Below are 18473 nucleotides of genomic sequence, written 5' to 3'. Positions count from 1 at the left end.
CGGAGAGTCTTCAATGAGCAGTGTTGTGGCCATCGTCAAAAGCATTGTCGGTCAGGTTTTCGCGGTGTCCCCAGAGGGCATTCGCCGCGTACTCGTTGAAGGCGACCGGTTGTTTGTCGGCGATCAGGTAGACACGGGCGCGGCGGGCGCCGTTACGCTGGAACTGGCTGACGGCCGGACCCTGGACCTGGGCCGCGACACTCAATGGAGCGCCAGCGACCCGGATTCCAGCGCTGACCTGTCAGAAGCCACTGCACAAGCCGCGCCATCGGTTGAAGAACTGCAACAAGCCATCGTTGCCGGTGCCGACCCGACCACTGAACTCGAAGCCACCGCAGCCGGCCCTACTGCTGCGGGCACGGGCGGTGCGGCGGGTGGCGGCCACAGCTTCGTGATGCTGGACGCAACCGCTGGCCGCGTCGATCCGACCATTGGTTTCCCAACCGCGGGCCTCAGTTCTGCGGCACAGGCTGCACAACTCACCACTGGCGGCCAGACGGCTGACACCAGTGCCAATGTGCAGCGCGAATCGAACCTGAGCCTCAGCGCTACGCCGACGATTACCGAAGCAGGCGGCGTACTCGTTTACACGGCGACCCTGACCCAGGCACCGCTGACCGACCTGACCATCACCTTGTCCAACGGCTCGGTGATCGTGATCCAGGCCGGCCAGTTGACCGGCACCGTCAACGTCCCGCTCGCACCAAACGACACCGTTTATAACGACTCGACCCAGATCAACGTGACCGTCACCGGCACCACGGGTGGCAACGGCATCACCGTCACCCCGCCGACGACCCCGGCCGCAACCCAGATCACCGACACCGTCGACACCACCACGGTCACCCTGACCGCCGGCGCCAACGTCACCGAAGGCGGCCAGATTACTTACACCGCAACATTGACCAACCCGGCGCAGACACCGGTCACCGTCACCCTGTCCAACGGTTCGACCATCACCATCGAGGCTGGCAAAACCACCGGCACTGTTGACGTGTCAACACCGACCAACGACGTCTATAACAACGGCAGCACGGTCACCACCACCATCACCGGTGCCACCGGCGGCAATTTCGAGAACCTGGTGCCTAACCCGGCTCCGGCCGTGACCACCATTACCGACTCGCCGGACACCACCACCCTCACACTGACGGCGGGTTCGACAGTCACCGAAGGCGGGCAGATCACTTACACCGCCACCCTGACCAATCCGGCTCAAACGCCGGTCACTGTCACCCTGTCCAACGGCTCGACCATCACCATCGGAGCCGGCCAAACCACCGGCTCCGTGAACGTCGACACCGCGGCCAACGACGTTTATCAGAACGGCAGCACCGTCAGCACAACGATCACTGGTGCCACCGGCGGCAACTTCGAGAACCTGGTGCCGAGTACTACGCCCGCGGTCACCACCATTACCGACTCGGTCGACAACACCGACCTGAGCCTCAGCGCCACCGGCACTGTCGTCGAAGGCGGCCAGATCACCTACACCGCCACGCTGACCAACCCGGCCGGCACGCCGATGACCGTGACCTTGAGCAATGGCTCGGTCATCACCATCGAGGCGGGCAAGACCACCGGCAGCGTGACCGTTGAGACGGCGGCAAATGACGTCTACAACAACGGCAGCACCGTCAGCACCACCATCACCGGGACCACCGGCGGCAATTTCGAGCAACTGACCCCGAGCACCACGCCTGCGGTCACCACCATTACCGACTCGGTCGACAACACCGGCCTGAGCCTCAGCGCCACCGGCACCGTCGTCGAAGGCGGCCAGATCACCTACACCGCCACGTTGACCAACCCGGCCGGCACGCCGATGACCGTGACCTTGAGCAATGGCTCGGTCATCACCATCGAAGCGGGCAAAACCACCGGCAGTGTGACCGTCGATACGGCGGCGAATGATGTCTACAACAACGGCAGCACCGTCAGCACCACCATCACCGGGACCACCGGCGGCAATTTCGAGCAGCTGACCCCGAGCACCGAACCGGCGCTGACCACCATTACCGACTCAAAGGACGACACCGGCCTGAGCCTGTCAGCGTCCACCGAAGTGGCCGAAGGCGGTCAGATTCTGTACACCGCGACCCTGACCAATGCGGCGGGCACGCCGGTCACCGTCACCCTTTCGAACGGCGCGGTGATCACCATCGCGGCGGGCGCGACCACTGGCAGCGTGAGCGTCCCGGCTCCTGCCGATGACGTCTATAAAGATGCCGGTAAAGTCGAAGCGACCATCAAGGACGCCAGCGGCGGCAACTTCGAGAACCTGGTGCCGAGCACTGTTCCGGCAGTCACCGACATTACCGATACCCTCGATACCTCGACCGTCAGCCTGACCGCGACTTCGTCTGTGGCTGAAGGTGGGACCGTGGTTTACACCGCGTCTGTGACCGCTCCGGTGACCGGCTCGCCAGTTGTGGTGACCCTTTCGAATGGCCAGACCATCACCATTCCGGTCGGCGCCAGTTCGGGTAGCGTGAATTTTGTTGCACCGAACGATACCCTCGCGGGCGGTGGTTCCCTGAGCGTCAAGATTGATGATGCAAAGGGCGGTAACTACGAGAAGCTGGATGTTGACGGCAAGTCGGCGGACACCTCGGTCACTGATTCTGCAGACACCACCACTCTGAGCCTGGCCGCGACTGATTCGGTCGCTGAAGGCGGTTCGATCGTCTACACCGCTAGCCTGACCAACGCGGCCGGTACGCCGGTCACCGTCACCCTGAGCAACGGCGCCGTAATCACCATCGCCGCCGGCGCCACCAGCGGCTCCGTCACCGTCAAGGCGCCAGCCGACGACGTCTACAAAGACGCCGGCAAAGTCGAAGCGACCATCAAGGACGCTACCGGCGGCAACTTCGAAAACCTGGTGAAAGACCCGGCAGCGGCTGTAACTGACGTGACCGACACCGTCGACACGTCGACGGTCAGCCTGACCGCGACTTCGTCCGTGGCTGAAGGTGGGACCGTGGTGTACACCGCGTCCGTCACTGCGCCAGTGACCGGCTCGCCGGTCGTTGTGAGCTTGTCCAACGGCCAGACCATCACCATCCCGGTTGGCGCAAGTTCGGGTAGCGTGAATTTTGTTGCACCAAACGATGCCCTCGCGGGCGGCGGCTCCCTGAGCGTCAAGATCGACGACGCCAAAGGCGGTAACTACGAGAAGCTGGACGTCGACGGCAAGTCGGCCGACACCTCGGTCACCGACTCGGCGGACACCACCACGCTTAGCCTGACAGCAACCGATTCGGTCGCCGAAGGCGGTTCGATCGTCTACACCGCGAACTTGACCAACGCGGCCGGCACACCAGTCACCGTAAACCTGTCGAACGGCGCGGTGATCACCATTGCAGCCGGCGCCACCAGCGGCTCCGTGACCGTCAAGGCACCAGCCGATGACGTCTACAAAGACGCCGGCAAAGTAGAAGCGACCATCAAGGATGCGACTGGCGGCAATTTCGAAAACCTGGTCAAAGACCCGGCAGCGGCTGTGACTGACGTGACCGACACCGTCGACACGTCGACGGTCAGCCTGACCGCTACTTCGTCCGTGGTTGAAGGTGGCACCGTGGTGTACACCGCGTCCGTGACTGCTCCGGTCACCGGTTCGCCAGTGGTTGTGAGCCTCTCGAATGGCCAGACCATCACCATTCCTGTTGGCGCCAGCAGCGCCAGCGTGAACTTCGTCGCACCGAACGATGCCCTCGCTGGCGGCGGCTCGCTGAGCGTCAAGATTGATGATGCGAAGGGCGGCAACTACGAGAAGCTGGACGTCGACGGCAAGTCGGCCGACACCTCGGTCACTGATACTGCTGACGCCACAACTCTGAGCCTCAGCGCGACAGACTCCGTGGCTGAAGGCGGCTCGATCGTCTACACCGCAAACCTGACCAACGCGGCCGGTACGCCGGTCACCGTCACCCTTTCGAACGGCGCCGTAATCACCATCGCCGCCGGTGCCACCAGCGGCTCCGTCACCGTCAAGGCGCCAGCCGACGACGTCTACAAAGACGCCGGCAAAGTCGAAGCAACCATCAAGGACGCGACTGGCGGCAACTTCGAGAACCTGGTCAAAGACCCGGCAGCCGCCGTGACCAGCGTCACCGACACCCTCGATACGTCGACCGTCACGCTGACCGCCACAAGCACTGTGGCTGAAGGCGGCACCGTGGTTTACACCGCCTCCGTCGGCGCACCTGTCACCGGTTCGCCAGTAATCGTGACGCTGGCCAACGGTCAGACCATCACCATCGCGGTCGGCGCCAGCAGCGGCACCGTCAACGCCGTGGTCTCCAACGATGTGCTGAGCGGCCACGCGCCGGTGACCAATTCGATCACCAACGTCAGCGGCGGCAACTACGAAAACCTGGTCGCCGATAAAACCCCGGTCAGCACCAGCGTGACCGACACCGTCGACACCACCACTCTGTCGCTGACCGCCACTGGCAACGTCAACGAGGGTGGCTCGATCGTCTACACCGCGACCCTGACCAATCCGGCCGGCACTCCAGTCACCGTGACCCTGAGCAACGGCGCCGTGATCACCATTGCGGCCGGAAAAACCACCGGCACCGTGACCGTCGACGCACCAAAAGACGACGTCTACAAGGACGCCGGCAAAGTCGAAGTCACCATCAAGGACGCCGCTGGCGGCAACTTTGAAAGCCTGGTCACCAGCCCGAATCCGGCCGTGACCAACGTTGCCGACACCACAAACACCACTCAACTGACCCTCAGCGCTGACAAGTCTGTACTCGAAGGTTCGAACATCACCTACACCGCGACCCTGAGCAACGCCGCGCAAACCCCGGTGACCGTCAAGCTGAGCAACGGCGAGACCATCACCATCGCGGCCGGCAAGACCAGTGGTTCGGTCACCATCGCGGCACCAAGCGACGACGTCTATAAGGATGCCGGCAAGCTCACCGTCAAGATGACTGACGCCAGCGGTGGCAACTTCGAAAAACTCGACATCAGCAAGGCGTCCGTGAGCACCACCGTCAAAGACACGGTGGACACGACGTCCCTGTCCCTGTCGGCCAGCCATACCGTGAGCGAAGGTGGCCAGATCACCTACACCGCCACTCTGAGCAACCCGACGGACACGGCGATGACCGTGAAGTTGAGCAACGGCGCAGTGATCAACATCGCCGCCGGCGCCAGCAGCGGTTCGGTCAACTTCGCTGCACCGGCCAACACGCCGTACATTGACGGCGGCAAAGTCCAGGCGACGATCGCCAGCCAAAGCGGCGGCAACTTCGAAAAAGTCGTCGCCGACCATTCGCCGGCGGTCACCACTGTCACCGATACCGCCGACACCACCGGTCTGAACCTGAGCGCCACCGGCTCGGTCGCCGAGGGCGGTTCGATCGTCTACACCGCGACCCTGACCAATGCCGCCGGCACCGCCATGACCGTGACGCTGAGCAACGGTGCGGTGATCAACATCGCCAAGGGCGCCACCACCGGTTCGGTGAACTTCGCCGCGCCCAAGGATGACGTCTACAAAGACGCCGGCAAAGTCGACGCCAGCATCACCAAAACCACGGGTGGCAACTTCGAAAACCTGGTGGCCGACAAGACGCCAGCGGTCACGGATGTGACTGACACCATCAACAACAGCACCGTGTCCCTGACTGCCACGGCCAGCACGGTCGAAGGCGGCACGGTGGTTTACACCGCTTCGGTCAATGCGCCAGTGACCGGTTCGCCAGTGGTGGTGGCGTTGTCCAACGGCCAGTTCATCACCATCCCGGTCGGCGCGAGTTCGGGCAGCGTGAACTTCGTTGCACCGAACGATGCCTTGGCCGGCGGCGGTTCGCTGAGTGTGAAAATCGACGGCACCACCGGCGGCAACTACGAAAACCTGGTGGCGAATCAAACCCCGGCGGTCACTTCGGTGACCGACGTCAAAGACACCACCACCCTGAGCCTGAGCGCTTCGGATTCGGTGGCTGAAGGCGGTTCGATTGTCTACACCGCGACCCTGACCAACGCTGCCGGAACGCCGGTCACCGTGAACCTGTCGAACGGCGCGGTGATCACCATCGCGGCTGGCGCGACGGTTGGCTCCGTGACAGTCAAGGCACCGGCCGATGACGTCTATAAAGATGCCGGCAAGGTCGAAGCGACCATCAAGGACGCGACTGGCGGCAACTTCGAAAACCTGGTGCCAAGCACTATTCCGGCAGTGACTGACGTTACCGACACTCTCGATACCTCGACCGTCAGCCTGACCGCGACTTCGTCCGTGGCTGAAGGCGGCACCGTGGTTTACACCGCGTCCGTTACCGCTCCGGTGACCGGCTCGCCGGTCGTCGTGACGCTGTCCAACGGCCAGACCATCACCATTCCGGTTGGCGCCAGCAGCGCCAGCGTGAACTTCGTTGCGCCGAACGATGCCCTCGCCGGCGGCGGCTCCTTGAGCGTCAAAATCGACGACGCCAAGGGTGGCAATTACGAGAAGCTGGATGTCGATGGAAAATCAGCGGACACCTCCGTTACCGACTCGGCTGACACCACCACTCTTAGCCTGACAGCGACGGATTCCGTGGCTGAAGGTGGCTCGATTGTTTACACGGCGAGCCTGACCAACGCGGCCGGTACTCCGGTGACCGTGACGCTGAGCAATGGCGCGGTAATCACCATCGCCGCCGGCGCCACCAGCGGATCCGTCACCGTCAAGGCACCTGCCGATGACGTCTACAAAGATGCAGGTACAATCGAAGCGACCATCAAGGACGCCACTGGCGGTAACTTCGAGAACCTGGTCAAAGACCCGGCAGCAGCCGTGACCAGCGTCACCGACACCATCGACACGTCGACCGTCAGCCTCACAGCGACTTCGTCCGTGGCCGAAGGCGGCAACGTGGTGTACACCGCTTCCGTCACCGCGCCGGTCACGGGTTCGCCGGTCGTCGTGACATTGTCCAATGGTGAAAAAATCACCATCGCGGTCGGCGAAAGCAACGCCTCGATCACCGTCAAAGCACCGAACGATGCCTTGGTCGGCCACGAACCGCTGACCAATGCCATCAAGGAAGTCACAGGCGGCAATTACGAGAACCTGGTCGCCGACAAGACTCCGACCTCGACCGCCATCAGTGACACCCTGGACACCACCAAAGTGACCATGACCGCCAGCGACTACGTGGTCGAGGGCGGCACCATCACTTACACCGTCAACCTCAGCAACGCCGCCGGCACTGACATGACGGTCAAACTGAGCAACGGCGAGAGCGTCGTGATCAAGGCCGGCGACAAGTCGGGTTTCATCACCATCCCGGCGCCGGCCGATGACGTCTACAAGGACGGCAGCAAGATCACCGTTGGTATCGCCAGCACCGAAGGCGGCAACTTCGAAAAACTCGACGTCAGCAAAACCACGCACACCACCACCGTCAACGACACCATCGACACCACCACACTGAAACTCAGTGCTGATGTGAGCTCCGTCGGCGAAGGTGGCCAGATCACCTACACCGCCACGCTGAGCCACCCGGCCGACACAGCCATGACCGTGACCCTGAACAACGGCCTGGTGATCAACATCAAGGCCGGCGAGTCCAGCGGCTCGGCGCCGTACACCGTGCCGAATGACGTCTACACCGGCGCATCGCCCGTCCGGGCAGCGATTGCAGAGAGCGCTGGCGGCAACTTCGAAAAACTCGACACCGACCGCTCGGCTGTCGTCACCAAAGTGACCGACAGTGCGGATACCACGACGCTGAGCTTGAGCGCGACTGATTCGGTGGCTGAAGGTGGGTCGATTGTTTACACGGCGAACCTGAGCAACGCTGCCAGCACGCCGGTCACCGTAAACCTGTCGAACGGCGCGGTGATCACCATCGCGGCTGGCGCCACCAGCGGCTCCGTGACCGTCAAGGCACCTGCCGACGACGTCTACAAAGATGCTGGCAAAGTCGAAGCGACCATCAAGGACGCGACTGGCGGCAATTTCGAGAACCTGGTGAAAGACCCGGCGGCTGCGGTTACCGATGTGACCGACACCGTCGACACTTCGACCGTCAGTTTGACGGCCAATAGCAGCGTGGCCGAAGGCGGCACCGTGGTTTACACCGCGTCCGTGACCGCACCGGTTACGGGTTCGCCAGTGGTTGTGAGCCTCTCGAACGGCCAGACCATCACCATTCCGGTCGGCTCGAGCAGCGCCAGCGTGAACTACGTTGCGCCGAACGATGCCCTCGCCGGCGGCGGTTCCCTGAGCGTCAAGATTGATGATGCGAAGGGTGGTAACTACGAGAAGCTCGATGTTGATGGCAAGTCGGCGGACACCTCGGTCACCGACTCGGCTGACACCACGACTATTAGCCTGACTGCGACGGATTCCGTGGCTGAAGGCGGCTCGATTGTCTACACCGCGAACCTGACCAACGCAGCCGGCACGCCGGTCACAGTCACTCTGAGCAACGGCGCGGTGATCACCATCGCTGCTGGCGCGACTGCCGGCTCCGTGACTGTCAAGGCACCAGCCGATGACGTCTACAAAGACGCAGGCAAAGTCGAAGCGACCATCAAGGATGCTACTGGCGGCAACTTCGAAAGCCTGGTCAAAGACCCGGCGGCTGCGGTTACCGATGTGACCGACACCGTCGACACTTCGACCGTCAGTTTGACGGCCAATAGCAGCGTGGCCGAAGGCGGCACCGTGGTGTACACCGCGTCCGTCACCGCTCCGGTCACCGGCTCGCCGGTTGTCGTGAGCTTGTCCAACGGCCAGACCATCACCATTCCGGTCGGTTCGAGCAGCGGCAGCGTGAACTTCGTTGCACCGAACGATGCATTGGCTGGCGGCGGTTCGCTGAGCGTCAAGATTGATGATGCGAAGGGTGGTAACTACGAGAAGCTGGATGTCGACGGCAAGTCGGCCGACACCTCGATCACTGATACTGCGGACGCTACGACTCTGAGCCTCAGCGCGACGGATTCCGTGGCCGAAGGCGGTTCCATCGTCTACACCGCCAACCTGACTAACGCAGCCGGCACGCCGGTCACCGTCACCCTGAGCAACGGCGCGGTGATCACCATCGCCGCCGGCGCTACCAGCGGTTCCGTCACCGTCAAAGCACCCGCCGATGACGTCTACAAAGATGCCGGCAAAGTCGAAGCGACCATCAAGGACGCGAATGGCGGCAACTTCGAAAACCTGGTGAAAGATCCGGCTGCGGCTGTGACTGACGTGACCGACACCGTCGACACGTCAACCGTCAGCCTTACCGCGACGTCTTTTGTCGCCGAAGGCGGCACCGTGGTGTACACCGCGTCCGTCACCGCTCCGGTCACCGGCTCGCCGGTTGTCGTGAGCTTGTCCAACGGCCAGACCATCACCATTCCGGTCGGTTCGAGCAGCGGCAGCGTGAACTTCGTTGCACCGAACGATGCCCTGGCCGGTGGCAGCTCCCTGAGCGTCAAAATCGACGAAGCCAAGGGCGGCAATTACGAGAAGCTCGATGTCGATGGCAAGTCGGCAAACACCTCGGTTACGGATACCGCAGACACCACCACCGTCAGCCTGAGCGCTACCAACTCGGTCGCTGAAGGCGGCTCGATCGTCTACACCGCCAACCTGACCCATGCGGCCGGCACGCCAGTGACCGTTACCCTGAGCAACGGCGCGACCATCACCATCGACGCCGGTAAAACCACCGGCACCGTGACCGTTGATGCGCCGAAAGACGACGTCTACATCGACGCCGGCAAGGTCAGCACCACGATCACCACCGCGACCGGCGGCAACTTTGAAAATCTGGTGCCGAGCACGGTTCCAGCCGTGACCAATGTCACCGACACCATTGACACGTCGACGGTCAAACTCAGCGCTACCGGCACCGCGGCTGAAGGTGGCACCGTCACTTACACCGCCACCGTCGGTGCGCCAGTCACCGGTTCGCCAGTGACTGTGTCGTTGGCCAACGGCCAGACGATCACCATCGACATCGGCAAAACCACCGGCTTCGTGACCACCCTCGCTCCCAACGATGCGTTGACCGGCCATACACCACTGACCAACTCGATCACCAACGTCAGCGGCGGCAACTACGAAAATCTGGTGGCCGATAAAACCCCGGTCAGCACCACCGTGACCGACACCACCGACACGACCACGCTGTCGCTGAGTGCGAGCAACTCGGTGGCCGAAGGTGGCCAGATCATCTACACCGCCACCCTGACCAACGCCGCCGGCACACCGGTGACCGTGACCCTGAGCAACGGCGCGACCATCACCATCGATGCCGGCAAAACCACCGGCACCGTGAGCGTTGATGCGCCGAAAGACGACGTTTACAAAGACGCGGGCACGGTCCAGGCGACCATCAGCAACGCCACCGGTGGCAACTTCGAGAACCTGGTCAAGAGCCCGGCCGCAGCCGTCACCAGCGTCACCGACACTCAAGACAGAACTGAGGTCAGCATCACCGGCAGTACTTCGGTGACCGAAGGCCAGACCGCCAGCTACACCGTCAGCCTCACGAGCCCGGCGCAGACCGAAGTCACCCTGAAGATCACCTACAGCGGCACCGCCGCCGACGGTTCGGACTTCACCGGTGTGTACACCGTGAAAATTCCGGCGGGCGCCAGCACGGCGAATTTCAACGTCGCGACCCTCGACGACCGGATCACCGAAGGCACTGAAAACTTCGTGGTCAAGATCGACTCGGCCACCGGCGGCAACTTCGAGAACCTGGCGATCAGCGCGACCAACGGCAGCATCAGCACCGCGATCGTCGACAACGACGTGCCGCCCGTGCTCGACCTGGATGCCAACAACTCCAGCGGCGCCAGCGGTGCCAACTACAACGTGACCTTCACCGAAGGCACCACGGGCCAGGGCGTATCCATCGGCGACACCGACCTGAAAATCACCGACCCGGACAGCACGATGCTGACCGGCGCGACCATTGTGCTGACCAACCGTCAGCCGGGCGATGCGCTGAACCTGGGCAACAGCGTCAACGGCATCAGCATCAATGCCAACAGCAAGGACGGCACCGTCACGCTGACGTTGTCCGGCAACGCGACGCTGGCCGACTACATGCAACAGATCAAGAACATCAGCTTCACCAACAGCAGTGAAGACCCGAGCACCGTGCCGCGGATCATCACCGTGACGGTGACCGATGGCAGCAACTACTCCAACACCGCGACCACCACCGTGAACGTCGTGGCCGTGAACGATGCACCGACCGCCGCGCCGGTTAATGTCACCGGCACCGAAGACACCCCGCTGATCCTCGGCTGGTCGACCTTCGGCGTCAGCGATGTCGACAGTCCGGCCGCCAGCCTCGGCGTAAAAATCACCGGCCTGCCGGGCGAAGGCAAATTGCAGTACCTGAACGGCTCGACCTGGACCGACGTGACGAACAATCAGACCCTGTCCAAGGCTGACATCGACGCGGGTAAAGTGCGCTTCCTGCCGGATGCCAACGAATCCGGCACCAACGGCTACGGCGGCACCGGCGTGGGCAACAATCTGGCGGACTACGCACAGATCAAGTTCCAGCCAACCGACGGTTCGCTGCTGGGCAACACCGGCACGATCAAAATCGACATCACGCCGGTTGCCGACGCGCCGTCCCTGAGCGTTGCGAACAACAGCGTCAAATCCACCGGGCTGATCAAGGAAGTCTGGACCGGCCTGTCGGGCCTCGGCACCGACGGCAGCGGCGCGGCGTCGAACACGCTTAAGTCAGTGATCGATGCAGCCGGGAAACCGAACAGCAGCACTACCGTGACCAACGTGCAGTCCGACGGCAGCGTGACCGCGGGCACCGCGTCGAAAACCTCGGGCCTGATCTACCTCGAAGCTGGCAAGACTTACAGCTTCAACGGCACCGGCGATGACAGCCTGCTCGTGACCATCGGCGGCAAAAACGTAGCCAGCGCGCTCTGGGGCGCGGGCGGCAGCCTGAGCGGTTCGTTCACCCCGACCGCCAGCGGCTACTACACCTTGGACATCTACCACCACAACCAGAGCGGCCCGGGCAGCTATGACGTCAACCTGTCGGTCAACGGCGCTGCAGCGGTCGACCTGAGCAGCGCTGGTGTGCCGCTGTACACCGGCATTGCAGACCTGGCCGCTTCCGGCGTGACGGTGTCCGACCTGCACGGCACCAACGGCGAAGGCTACTACGACGGCTACAAGCTCAACGAAGCGGCCGAAGGCACCAGCGTTCACCTGTCTGCGATCAAGACTGCGCTCACGGACACCGACGGCTCCGAAAGCCTGGTCGTGAAGATCAGCGGCATCCCGGCGGGCTCCGTGCTCACCGACGGCGCCGGCCACACCTTCACCGCCAGCACCTCGTCGGGTGAAGCCAACGTCACCGGCTGGAACCTCGGCTCCCTGACCGTGACCCCGCCGCCGTACTACAACGGCCAGTTCAACCTGACCGTGACCTCAACCTCCACCGAGGTTCTCGGCGGCTCGGCGGTCAGCACCGCGACAATCCCGGTCACGGTTTACCCGGCGGTCTACAACGCCGTTACCGCCACGGCGGCCGATGACACCATCACTGGCACCGACGGCAACGACATCATGGTCGCCGACATTGGCGGGCTGACCGTGGTGCCAGGCACCAACTACAACATCGCGTTCATGGTCGACAGCTCGGGCAGCATGAGTGCGTCGTCGATCAGCGCCGCCAAGGACTCGCTGACCGCCGTGTTCAACACGCTCAAGCAGAGCATGGGCGGCAACTCCGGCACCGTGAACATCTTCCTCGCGGACTTCGATAATCAGGTCAACAAGTCTGTCTCGGTGAACCTGAACGATCCGAATGCGCTGATCCTGCTCAAAGCAGTACTGGATTCCATGGCGTCCGGCGGCGGCACCAACTATGAGGACGTGTTCAAAACCACGGCGAACTGGTTCCAGAGCGCCGACGCCATGGCCAACACCGGGGCGAAGAACCTCACGTACTTCATCACCGACGGCAAGCCGACCTACTACCAGAGCGGTGAGCAGACCAACCCGACCCTGTTCGGCAACGTGAAGCTCGATGACGTCATCACCACCACCAATTACAAGTTGGGGCAGACCTACTCGGGCTACCTGGACAGCACTCACTACCTGACCATCGATAACTCCGGCACCGTCACGCTGCAGACGTATAAGAGCTCGTGGGGCGGTTACTGGAGCAGTTCCGAACTGGGCACCATTCGCGCTGAGGGTAACGGCACGTATGAGCTGTCCTATCGCGACGGCAACGGCAGCAGCACCGGCTCCAGCGCCATCGACAACTCCACCAGCGGTTTCGCGCTGCTGGACAAGGTGTCGACGGTTGAAGCCATCGGCCTGAACAAAGACGTCACCCTCAGCGACCTCAAGCCGTACGACTCGGACAAGACGCCGCAAACCAACATCGATCCGAAAGACCTGGCCAACTCGATCATCGGTCACACCGAAGCGACCCTGCCGGGTGCCGACACAGTCAATGGCGGCAACGGCAACGACATCCTGTTCGGCGACCTGGTGAGCTTCAACGGTATCGCCGGCGAGGGTTATCAGGCGATGCAGGCGTTCGTCGCCAAAGAAACCGGCGTGGACGTCAGCAAAGTCACGACCAGCAACGTGCACCAGTTCATCACCGAGCACTACAGCGCATTCGACGTGTCCGGTGCCCATGACGGCAACGACACGCTGTTGGGCGGTGCGGGCAATGACATTATCTTCGGCCAGGGCGGCAATGACCTGCTCGACGGCGGCAAGGGCAATGACATTCTGCTCGGCGGCTCGGGTAACGACTCGCTGATGGGCGGTCAGGGCAACGACATCCTGATTGGCGGCTCGGGTGCCGACACCTTCGTCTGGAAGGCTGGCGACACGGGCAGCGACGTGATCAAGGACTTCAAGGCCAGCGAAGGTGATCGCATCGACCTGCGCGATCTGCTGCAAGGCGAAACCGGCAGCACCATCGACAACTTCCTGAAAATCAGCACCGTGGATGGCGTGTCGTCGTTGCAAGTCAGTTCCGGCGGCAAGTTCAATTCGGGCGACGCGGCCGCCGCAACGCCGGATGTGACGATCAAACTGGAAGGCAACAACTGGTCCAGCGCCAACATTCACACGTTGATTGCCGGCAGTGACCCGACCATCAAAGTCGATCACAACAACAGCTGATCCAACAAAAAACGGCCGCCCTTATGGGGCGGCCGTTGCATTTGTGCCCATCCCCCGGTGACGATTTCGTCGCCGCACCGCATACTCGCGTCCAGTTGGCCTATGCTGCTGACAGCATGACGCTGGTTCAATTCTGAGGGATGCTCAATGTTCTACGTGCAACGCGATGCGCAAGGTCAGTTAGTGCGCGTGGAAGCCGCGGCCTACGCCGAGGCCACGGAAACGCTGCCAGCCGACCACCATGAAATCCAGGCCTGGTATGCCAATGAAGTGATGGAAACCAGCCTCAAGCAGCTCAAGCAGAGCGACCTGGAAATGATCCGGGTACTCGACGACTTGATCCAGGTCCTGACCAGCAAAGGCGTGATCCGCGTCACCGACCTGCCGGCTGCCGCCCAGGCCAAGCTGATGGACCGGACCCAGGCCCGTGAGGCGTTGGGTGGGTTGAGTCATTTGATCGATGATGATGAGACGGGGTTGATCTAAGGCCCCGAGTTCATTGGTGTCTGCACTGGCGCCTTCGCGGGCAAGCCCGCTCCCACAGGGTTTTGGGGTGACCCGGATTTAGTGGTCAACACAGCTCCACTGTGGGAGCGGGCTTGCTCGCGAAGGCGGACTCATTGGCGATGCAGCTATAACGCCTTATTGCCAGGGCTTCGGCTCACCAAACAACTGCCCCTGAACTCCATACAAGCCCATCTCCCGAATCACCAGCAACTCCCCTTCGGTTTCCACCCGCTCGGCAATCAACGGCAGATCAATGCTGTGTGCCGCCCGCTGGATCGCCTCGATAAACAGGCGCTTGTCGCTTTCCTGATCAATCGCGCGGATGTAACTGCCGTCGATTTTCAGATACGCCAACCCCAGCCGCGCCAGGTTGCCGATCATGCTGAAGCGCCCGCCAAACCGTTGCAGGCTCAACGAGAACCCAAGCTCACGCAAACGCCGCGTCAGTTCTTCCAGCATCGCTTGCTCGGGCAGTTGCTCCTCGCCGATTTCCAGGGTCAGCCGCGGCCCGAGGTCGGAGTGGGCACGCAAAATCTCGAAGACTTTATTCAGCGCCTGCGGATCGGCCAGCGTTGCCGAAGACAGGTTCAGCGCCAGCGACTCTTCATGCTCGGCCATCTGCTCAAGCACCAGCTCCAACATCAGCCGATCCAGGCGCGCGGTCCAGCCAAAGCGCTCGAGCCACGGCAGGAAGCGTCCGGCGGGAATGGTCTGGCCCTGGTAGTCGATCAACCGCGACAGTACCTTGTAATGCAGCACCAGTTGCGTGTCCTGAGTGGCCACCACCGGTTGGAAATACAACTGGAACCGCCGCTGATTCAGCGCCTGATCCAGCAAGTTGTTCCAGGCGTGATGGTCATCCCCGACGCTGGCCGAAGCGCTGTGATCGAGGCACGCCCAGCTCTGTTCTCCCTGCCCTTCAGCCTGGGCGAGTGCCTGGTCGCCCAGCCCGAGTACGGCTTGCGGTGAATCGCCATGAACAAACGGTGCCAGCCCGATTGACGCGACCGAGGCCACGTCAGTGGCGCCGGTCGCATGCAGGCTCGCCAAGGCACTGTCGAGGTTCTGCGCCAGTTGCAGCGCTTCTTCGCGCACCAGCCCCGGCGCCAGCACGGCAAACTCACCGCCACGGATCCTCGTGACGAGGTTCTGAGTTTCCGGGTACTTGGCGCACTCGCGGGACAGTTGCTCGCCCACGGCTTGCAACAATTGGTCGGTGCGCTGACCACCCAGACGCTGGTTCAAACCGGCCAGGTCCTTGACCCGCAACAACAGCAGATAACCCGAACTCGCCTGCTCCGGATTGCTCACCCGGGCATTCAGTTGCATCTCGAAATAGCGACGATTCGCCAGACCCGTCAGGTTGTCCTGGTAGGACTCGACCCGCAGTTTTTCACTGCGCTCGGCCTGTTCCTGAAACAGCGCCTTGAGCTTCTCGACCATCTGATTCATCGCCTGCACCACGCGGCGCAGTTCAGGCGTGCGGGGCAGTTCCGGCAGGCTGAGGAACTCGCGGCGAGCGATGGCGTGGGATTGCTTGACCATGTAGTCCAGCGGCTTCAGTTGTCGACGCAACAACAGCGCACCCAACACCGCGCTCACTGCGCCGCAGATCAACAACCAGCCGAGGCTGCCGAGCGCGCTCTGCCACAGTTTGGCCAAGGCGAACATCGGGTGGCTGACCACCTCGACCCGCGCCGCCTGCTCCCAGCCTCGGCTGACCAGCGCATCGCCGCCGGCCGGTTCCAGGCCGATCATTTTGATGAACCAGTCCGGCACGTTGTTCACCGCCGGAATGCCGTTGCGCTCGACGATGGTCTGGTCGGTCTTGAGATCGACCACGCGGATGCTCGCGTAATACCCGCTGTCGAAGATCGAACTGACCAGCAACTCGACCATCGCCGGATCGTCGATATTCGGTGTCAGGGACAGCGCCAATGCCGTCGCGGCGTCCTGGGCGTGGGAGCGCAACTGGTTGACGTACTGGGTGCGCGAGCTTTCCAGGCTGACCATGAAGCTGCCGGTGAAGGCGACCACCAGGAACAGACAGATAGCGATCAACAGCTGTTTGAACAAAGACATCTGAGCGCGTGCTCCTAATTAGTCGTCTCGACCGGGAAACCTTCGGCCTGCATTTTCTTCAACACGTCCTGCCAGCGAGACAGGCGTTTGGTATCACCGACCTTCTTGTTGCCCTTGGCGCCCGGCAACCACAACCCTTCGGCATTGAAAGAGTAGACCGGTAGCAGATCGGTTCGTTGGCTGGCCGGCTTTATTGCATCGATCAGGCTGTCGAGCACCAGCGGCATAGCCTCGGGGCTCGAGTAGTAAGTCAGCACCATGTGCGCCCGGTTCAGCCGCAGAGCCTTGACGTAAGTGATGCGCAGCTTGTCACTGGAAACGCCGAGATGGCGCAGGCTGAAGTATTTGGCGATCGCGTAGTCTTCGCAATCGCCGGCACCCTTCCACAGGGCTTCGATGGGTGTTTCCCAATAATCGACCTCGTGCCACAGGTCGATGTCTTCAACGTAACGCACCTGCTTGTTGAAAAACCGGTTGACCACATTGAGCTGTTCAAGCTCGCTGACCTGTTTTTGCGTGGCCAGCAACTGTTGCCAGGCGTCGATGCGCGGCTTCCCGTCGCCCAATGGTCCGTACAAGGCCTGCGCCTTGCGGCTGATAAGCGAAAAATCCCAGTCGGCATGCAGCCCGCCCAGCATGGCGCCAGCCAGCAGCAACGCGCAGCACAACCAGCGCAAAGTCCGAGGGATCGCGAAACGTACCGCCAATGCGAGGCATCCAGGTCAGGCAGGTGGAATTCGGTTGATGGTGCAGGTTAGCCCGTTAAAAGACAATGGCACGGTGCAATCACCGGCGACGCGCTAGACTTTGAATGGTGAATGACATGAAGAGTCGAAGGCTGCGGTCTTTTGTCCGTTTGACAAGCTGCATGGCAGTCACTAGTGTCCATTTGGATCCAAATATTTCAGCCAAACAGGGTGCGTAGTCGTGACACAGAAGCCCAATCCCCTCAGCAGCATCAAGGTCAACGGCCCGATTCCTGCTCACCTGGCACGCTCGGTGATCGAAGAAACCCTGCGTTCGGCCATTCTCGATGGACGCATTCCCTGCGGCACCGCTTTGCGCCAGCAAGATCTGGCCGACCTGTTCGGTGTCAGCCGCATGCCGGTGCGAGAAGCCTTGCGCCAACTTGAAGCTCAGTCGCTGTTGAACGTCATCGCCCATAAAGGCGCGGTGGTTGCACCGCTGGTACAGGGCGATGCCGTTGAAACCTATGCGTTACGGATTCTGTTGGAGTCAGAGGCGTTGCGCCTGTCGATTCCCTTGCTTGATGCAAAGGATCTCGAAGACGCAGCCCGCTATATCGATAGCCTGGAGACAGAACAAGACTACGCCGAGATCGGACGGCTCAATCGCCTCTTCCACATGTCGCTTTACAGCAAGGCACCTAACCGTCGGCTCTTGAGACTGATTGAAGACGGCTTGAACGAAGAGGAGCGCTTCCTGCGCTTCAACCTGGAAGCCATGGGCCTGGGCAAACTGTCCCAGGATGATCACCGGGCGCTGTTACTGGCCGCCGAAGACCGCGACATCGAAAGCGCGGTGAAAATGCTCGAACACCACCTCAATCGCGGTGTTGAGGTCATCACGCGCTACCTCAACAGCCCTGAAGCACAGAGCAAGAAAACTTCCCGGTAAATCCCGGCGCCAAGCCTGGGCGCGCAGTTCGAACTGCGCGCCGCGCTTGCCGTGGATAATCTCCTTACCCATCCCCTCGGTTCACACCAAG

General features: G+C 62.0%; 5 protein-coding genes. 3 read left to right on the top strand and 2 right to left on the bottom strand.

What is annotated here, in order from left to right:
* Positions 1-13: 13 nt before the first annotated feature.
* Both ACA053_RS00660 and ACA053_RS00655 read left to right on the top strand, forming a co-directional pair.
* On the top strand, positions 14-14155 hold the full coding sequence (locus tag ACA053_RS00660; RefSeq protein WP_497394325.1) for a retention module-containing protein: 14142 nt from the start codon (positions 14-16) through the stop codon (positions 14153-14155).
* A gap of 147 nt (positions 14156-14302) precedes the next feature.
* Positions 14303-14641, top strand: a complete 339-nt coding sequence (locus tag ACA053_RS00655) for a tryptophan synthase subunit beta (RefSeq protein ID WP_109627175.1) — start codon at positions 14303-14305, stop codon at positions 14639-14641.
* Between the two features lie 156 nt (positions 14642-14797).
* On the opposite strand, the gene lapD is transcribed toward ACA053_RS00655, so the two are convergent.
* The gene (gene lapD / locus ACA053_RS00650) at positions 14798-16744 is read right to left on the bottom strand and encodes a cyclic di-GMP receptor LapD (protein WP_497394324.1); all 1947 of its coding nucleotides are present in this window, start codon (positions 16742-16744) and stop codon (positions 14798-14800) included.
* A 14-nt stretch (positions 16745-16758) separates the two neighbouring features.
* The gene (gene lapG, locus ACA053_RS00645) at positions 16759-17451 is read right to left on the bottom strand and encodes a cysteine protease LapG (protein WP_497314814.1); all 693 of its coding nucleotides are present in this window, start codon (positions 17449-17451) and stop codon (positions 16759-16761) included.
* Positions 17452-17671: 220 nt separating this feature from the next.
* Between lapG and ACA053_RS00640 the strand changes: the two genes are divergently transcribed.
* A complete protein-coding gene (locus ACA053_RS00640) occupies positions 17672-18382 on the top strand; it encodes a GntR family transcriptional regulator (protein WP_109627170.1) in 711 nt (236 codons plus the stop codon).
* Positions 18383-18473 lie beyond the last annotated feature (91 nt).

It is taken from the genome of Pseudomonas sp. LBUM1672 (genome assembly GCF_059695655.1).
Note: the sequence above shows the minus strand (reverse complement) of the source record. Positions and strands in the feature narration are given on the sequence as shown.

What these genes read in the sequence shown, in the direction of transcription:
- ACA053_RS00660 (WP_497394325.1), top strand. Translation starts at nt 14, where the DNA reads ATGAGCAGTGTTGTGGCCATCGTCAAAAGCATTGTCGGTCAGGTTTTC.
- ACA053_RS00655 (WP_109627175.1), top strand. Translation starts at nt 14,303, where the DNA reads ATGTTCTACGTGCAACGCGATGCGCAAGGTCAGTTAGTGCGCGTGGAA.
- lapD (WP_497394324.1), bottom strand. Translation starts at nt 16,744, where the DNA reads ATGTCTTTGTTCAAACAGCTGTTGATCGCTATCTGTCTGTTCCTGGTG.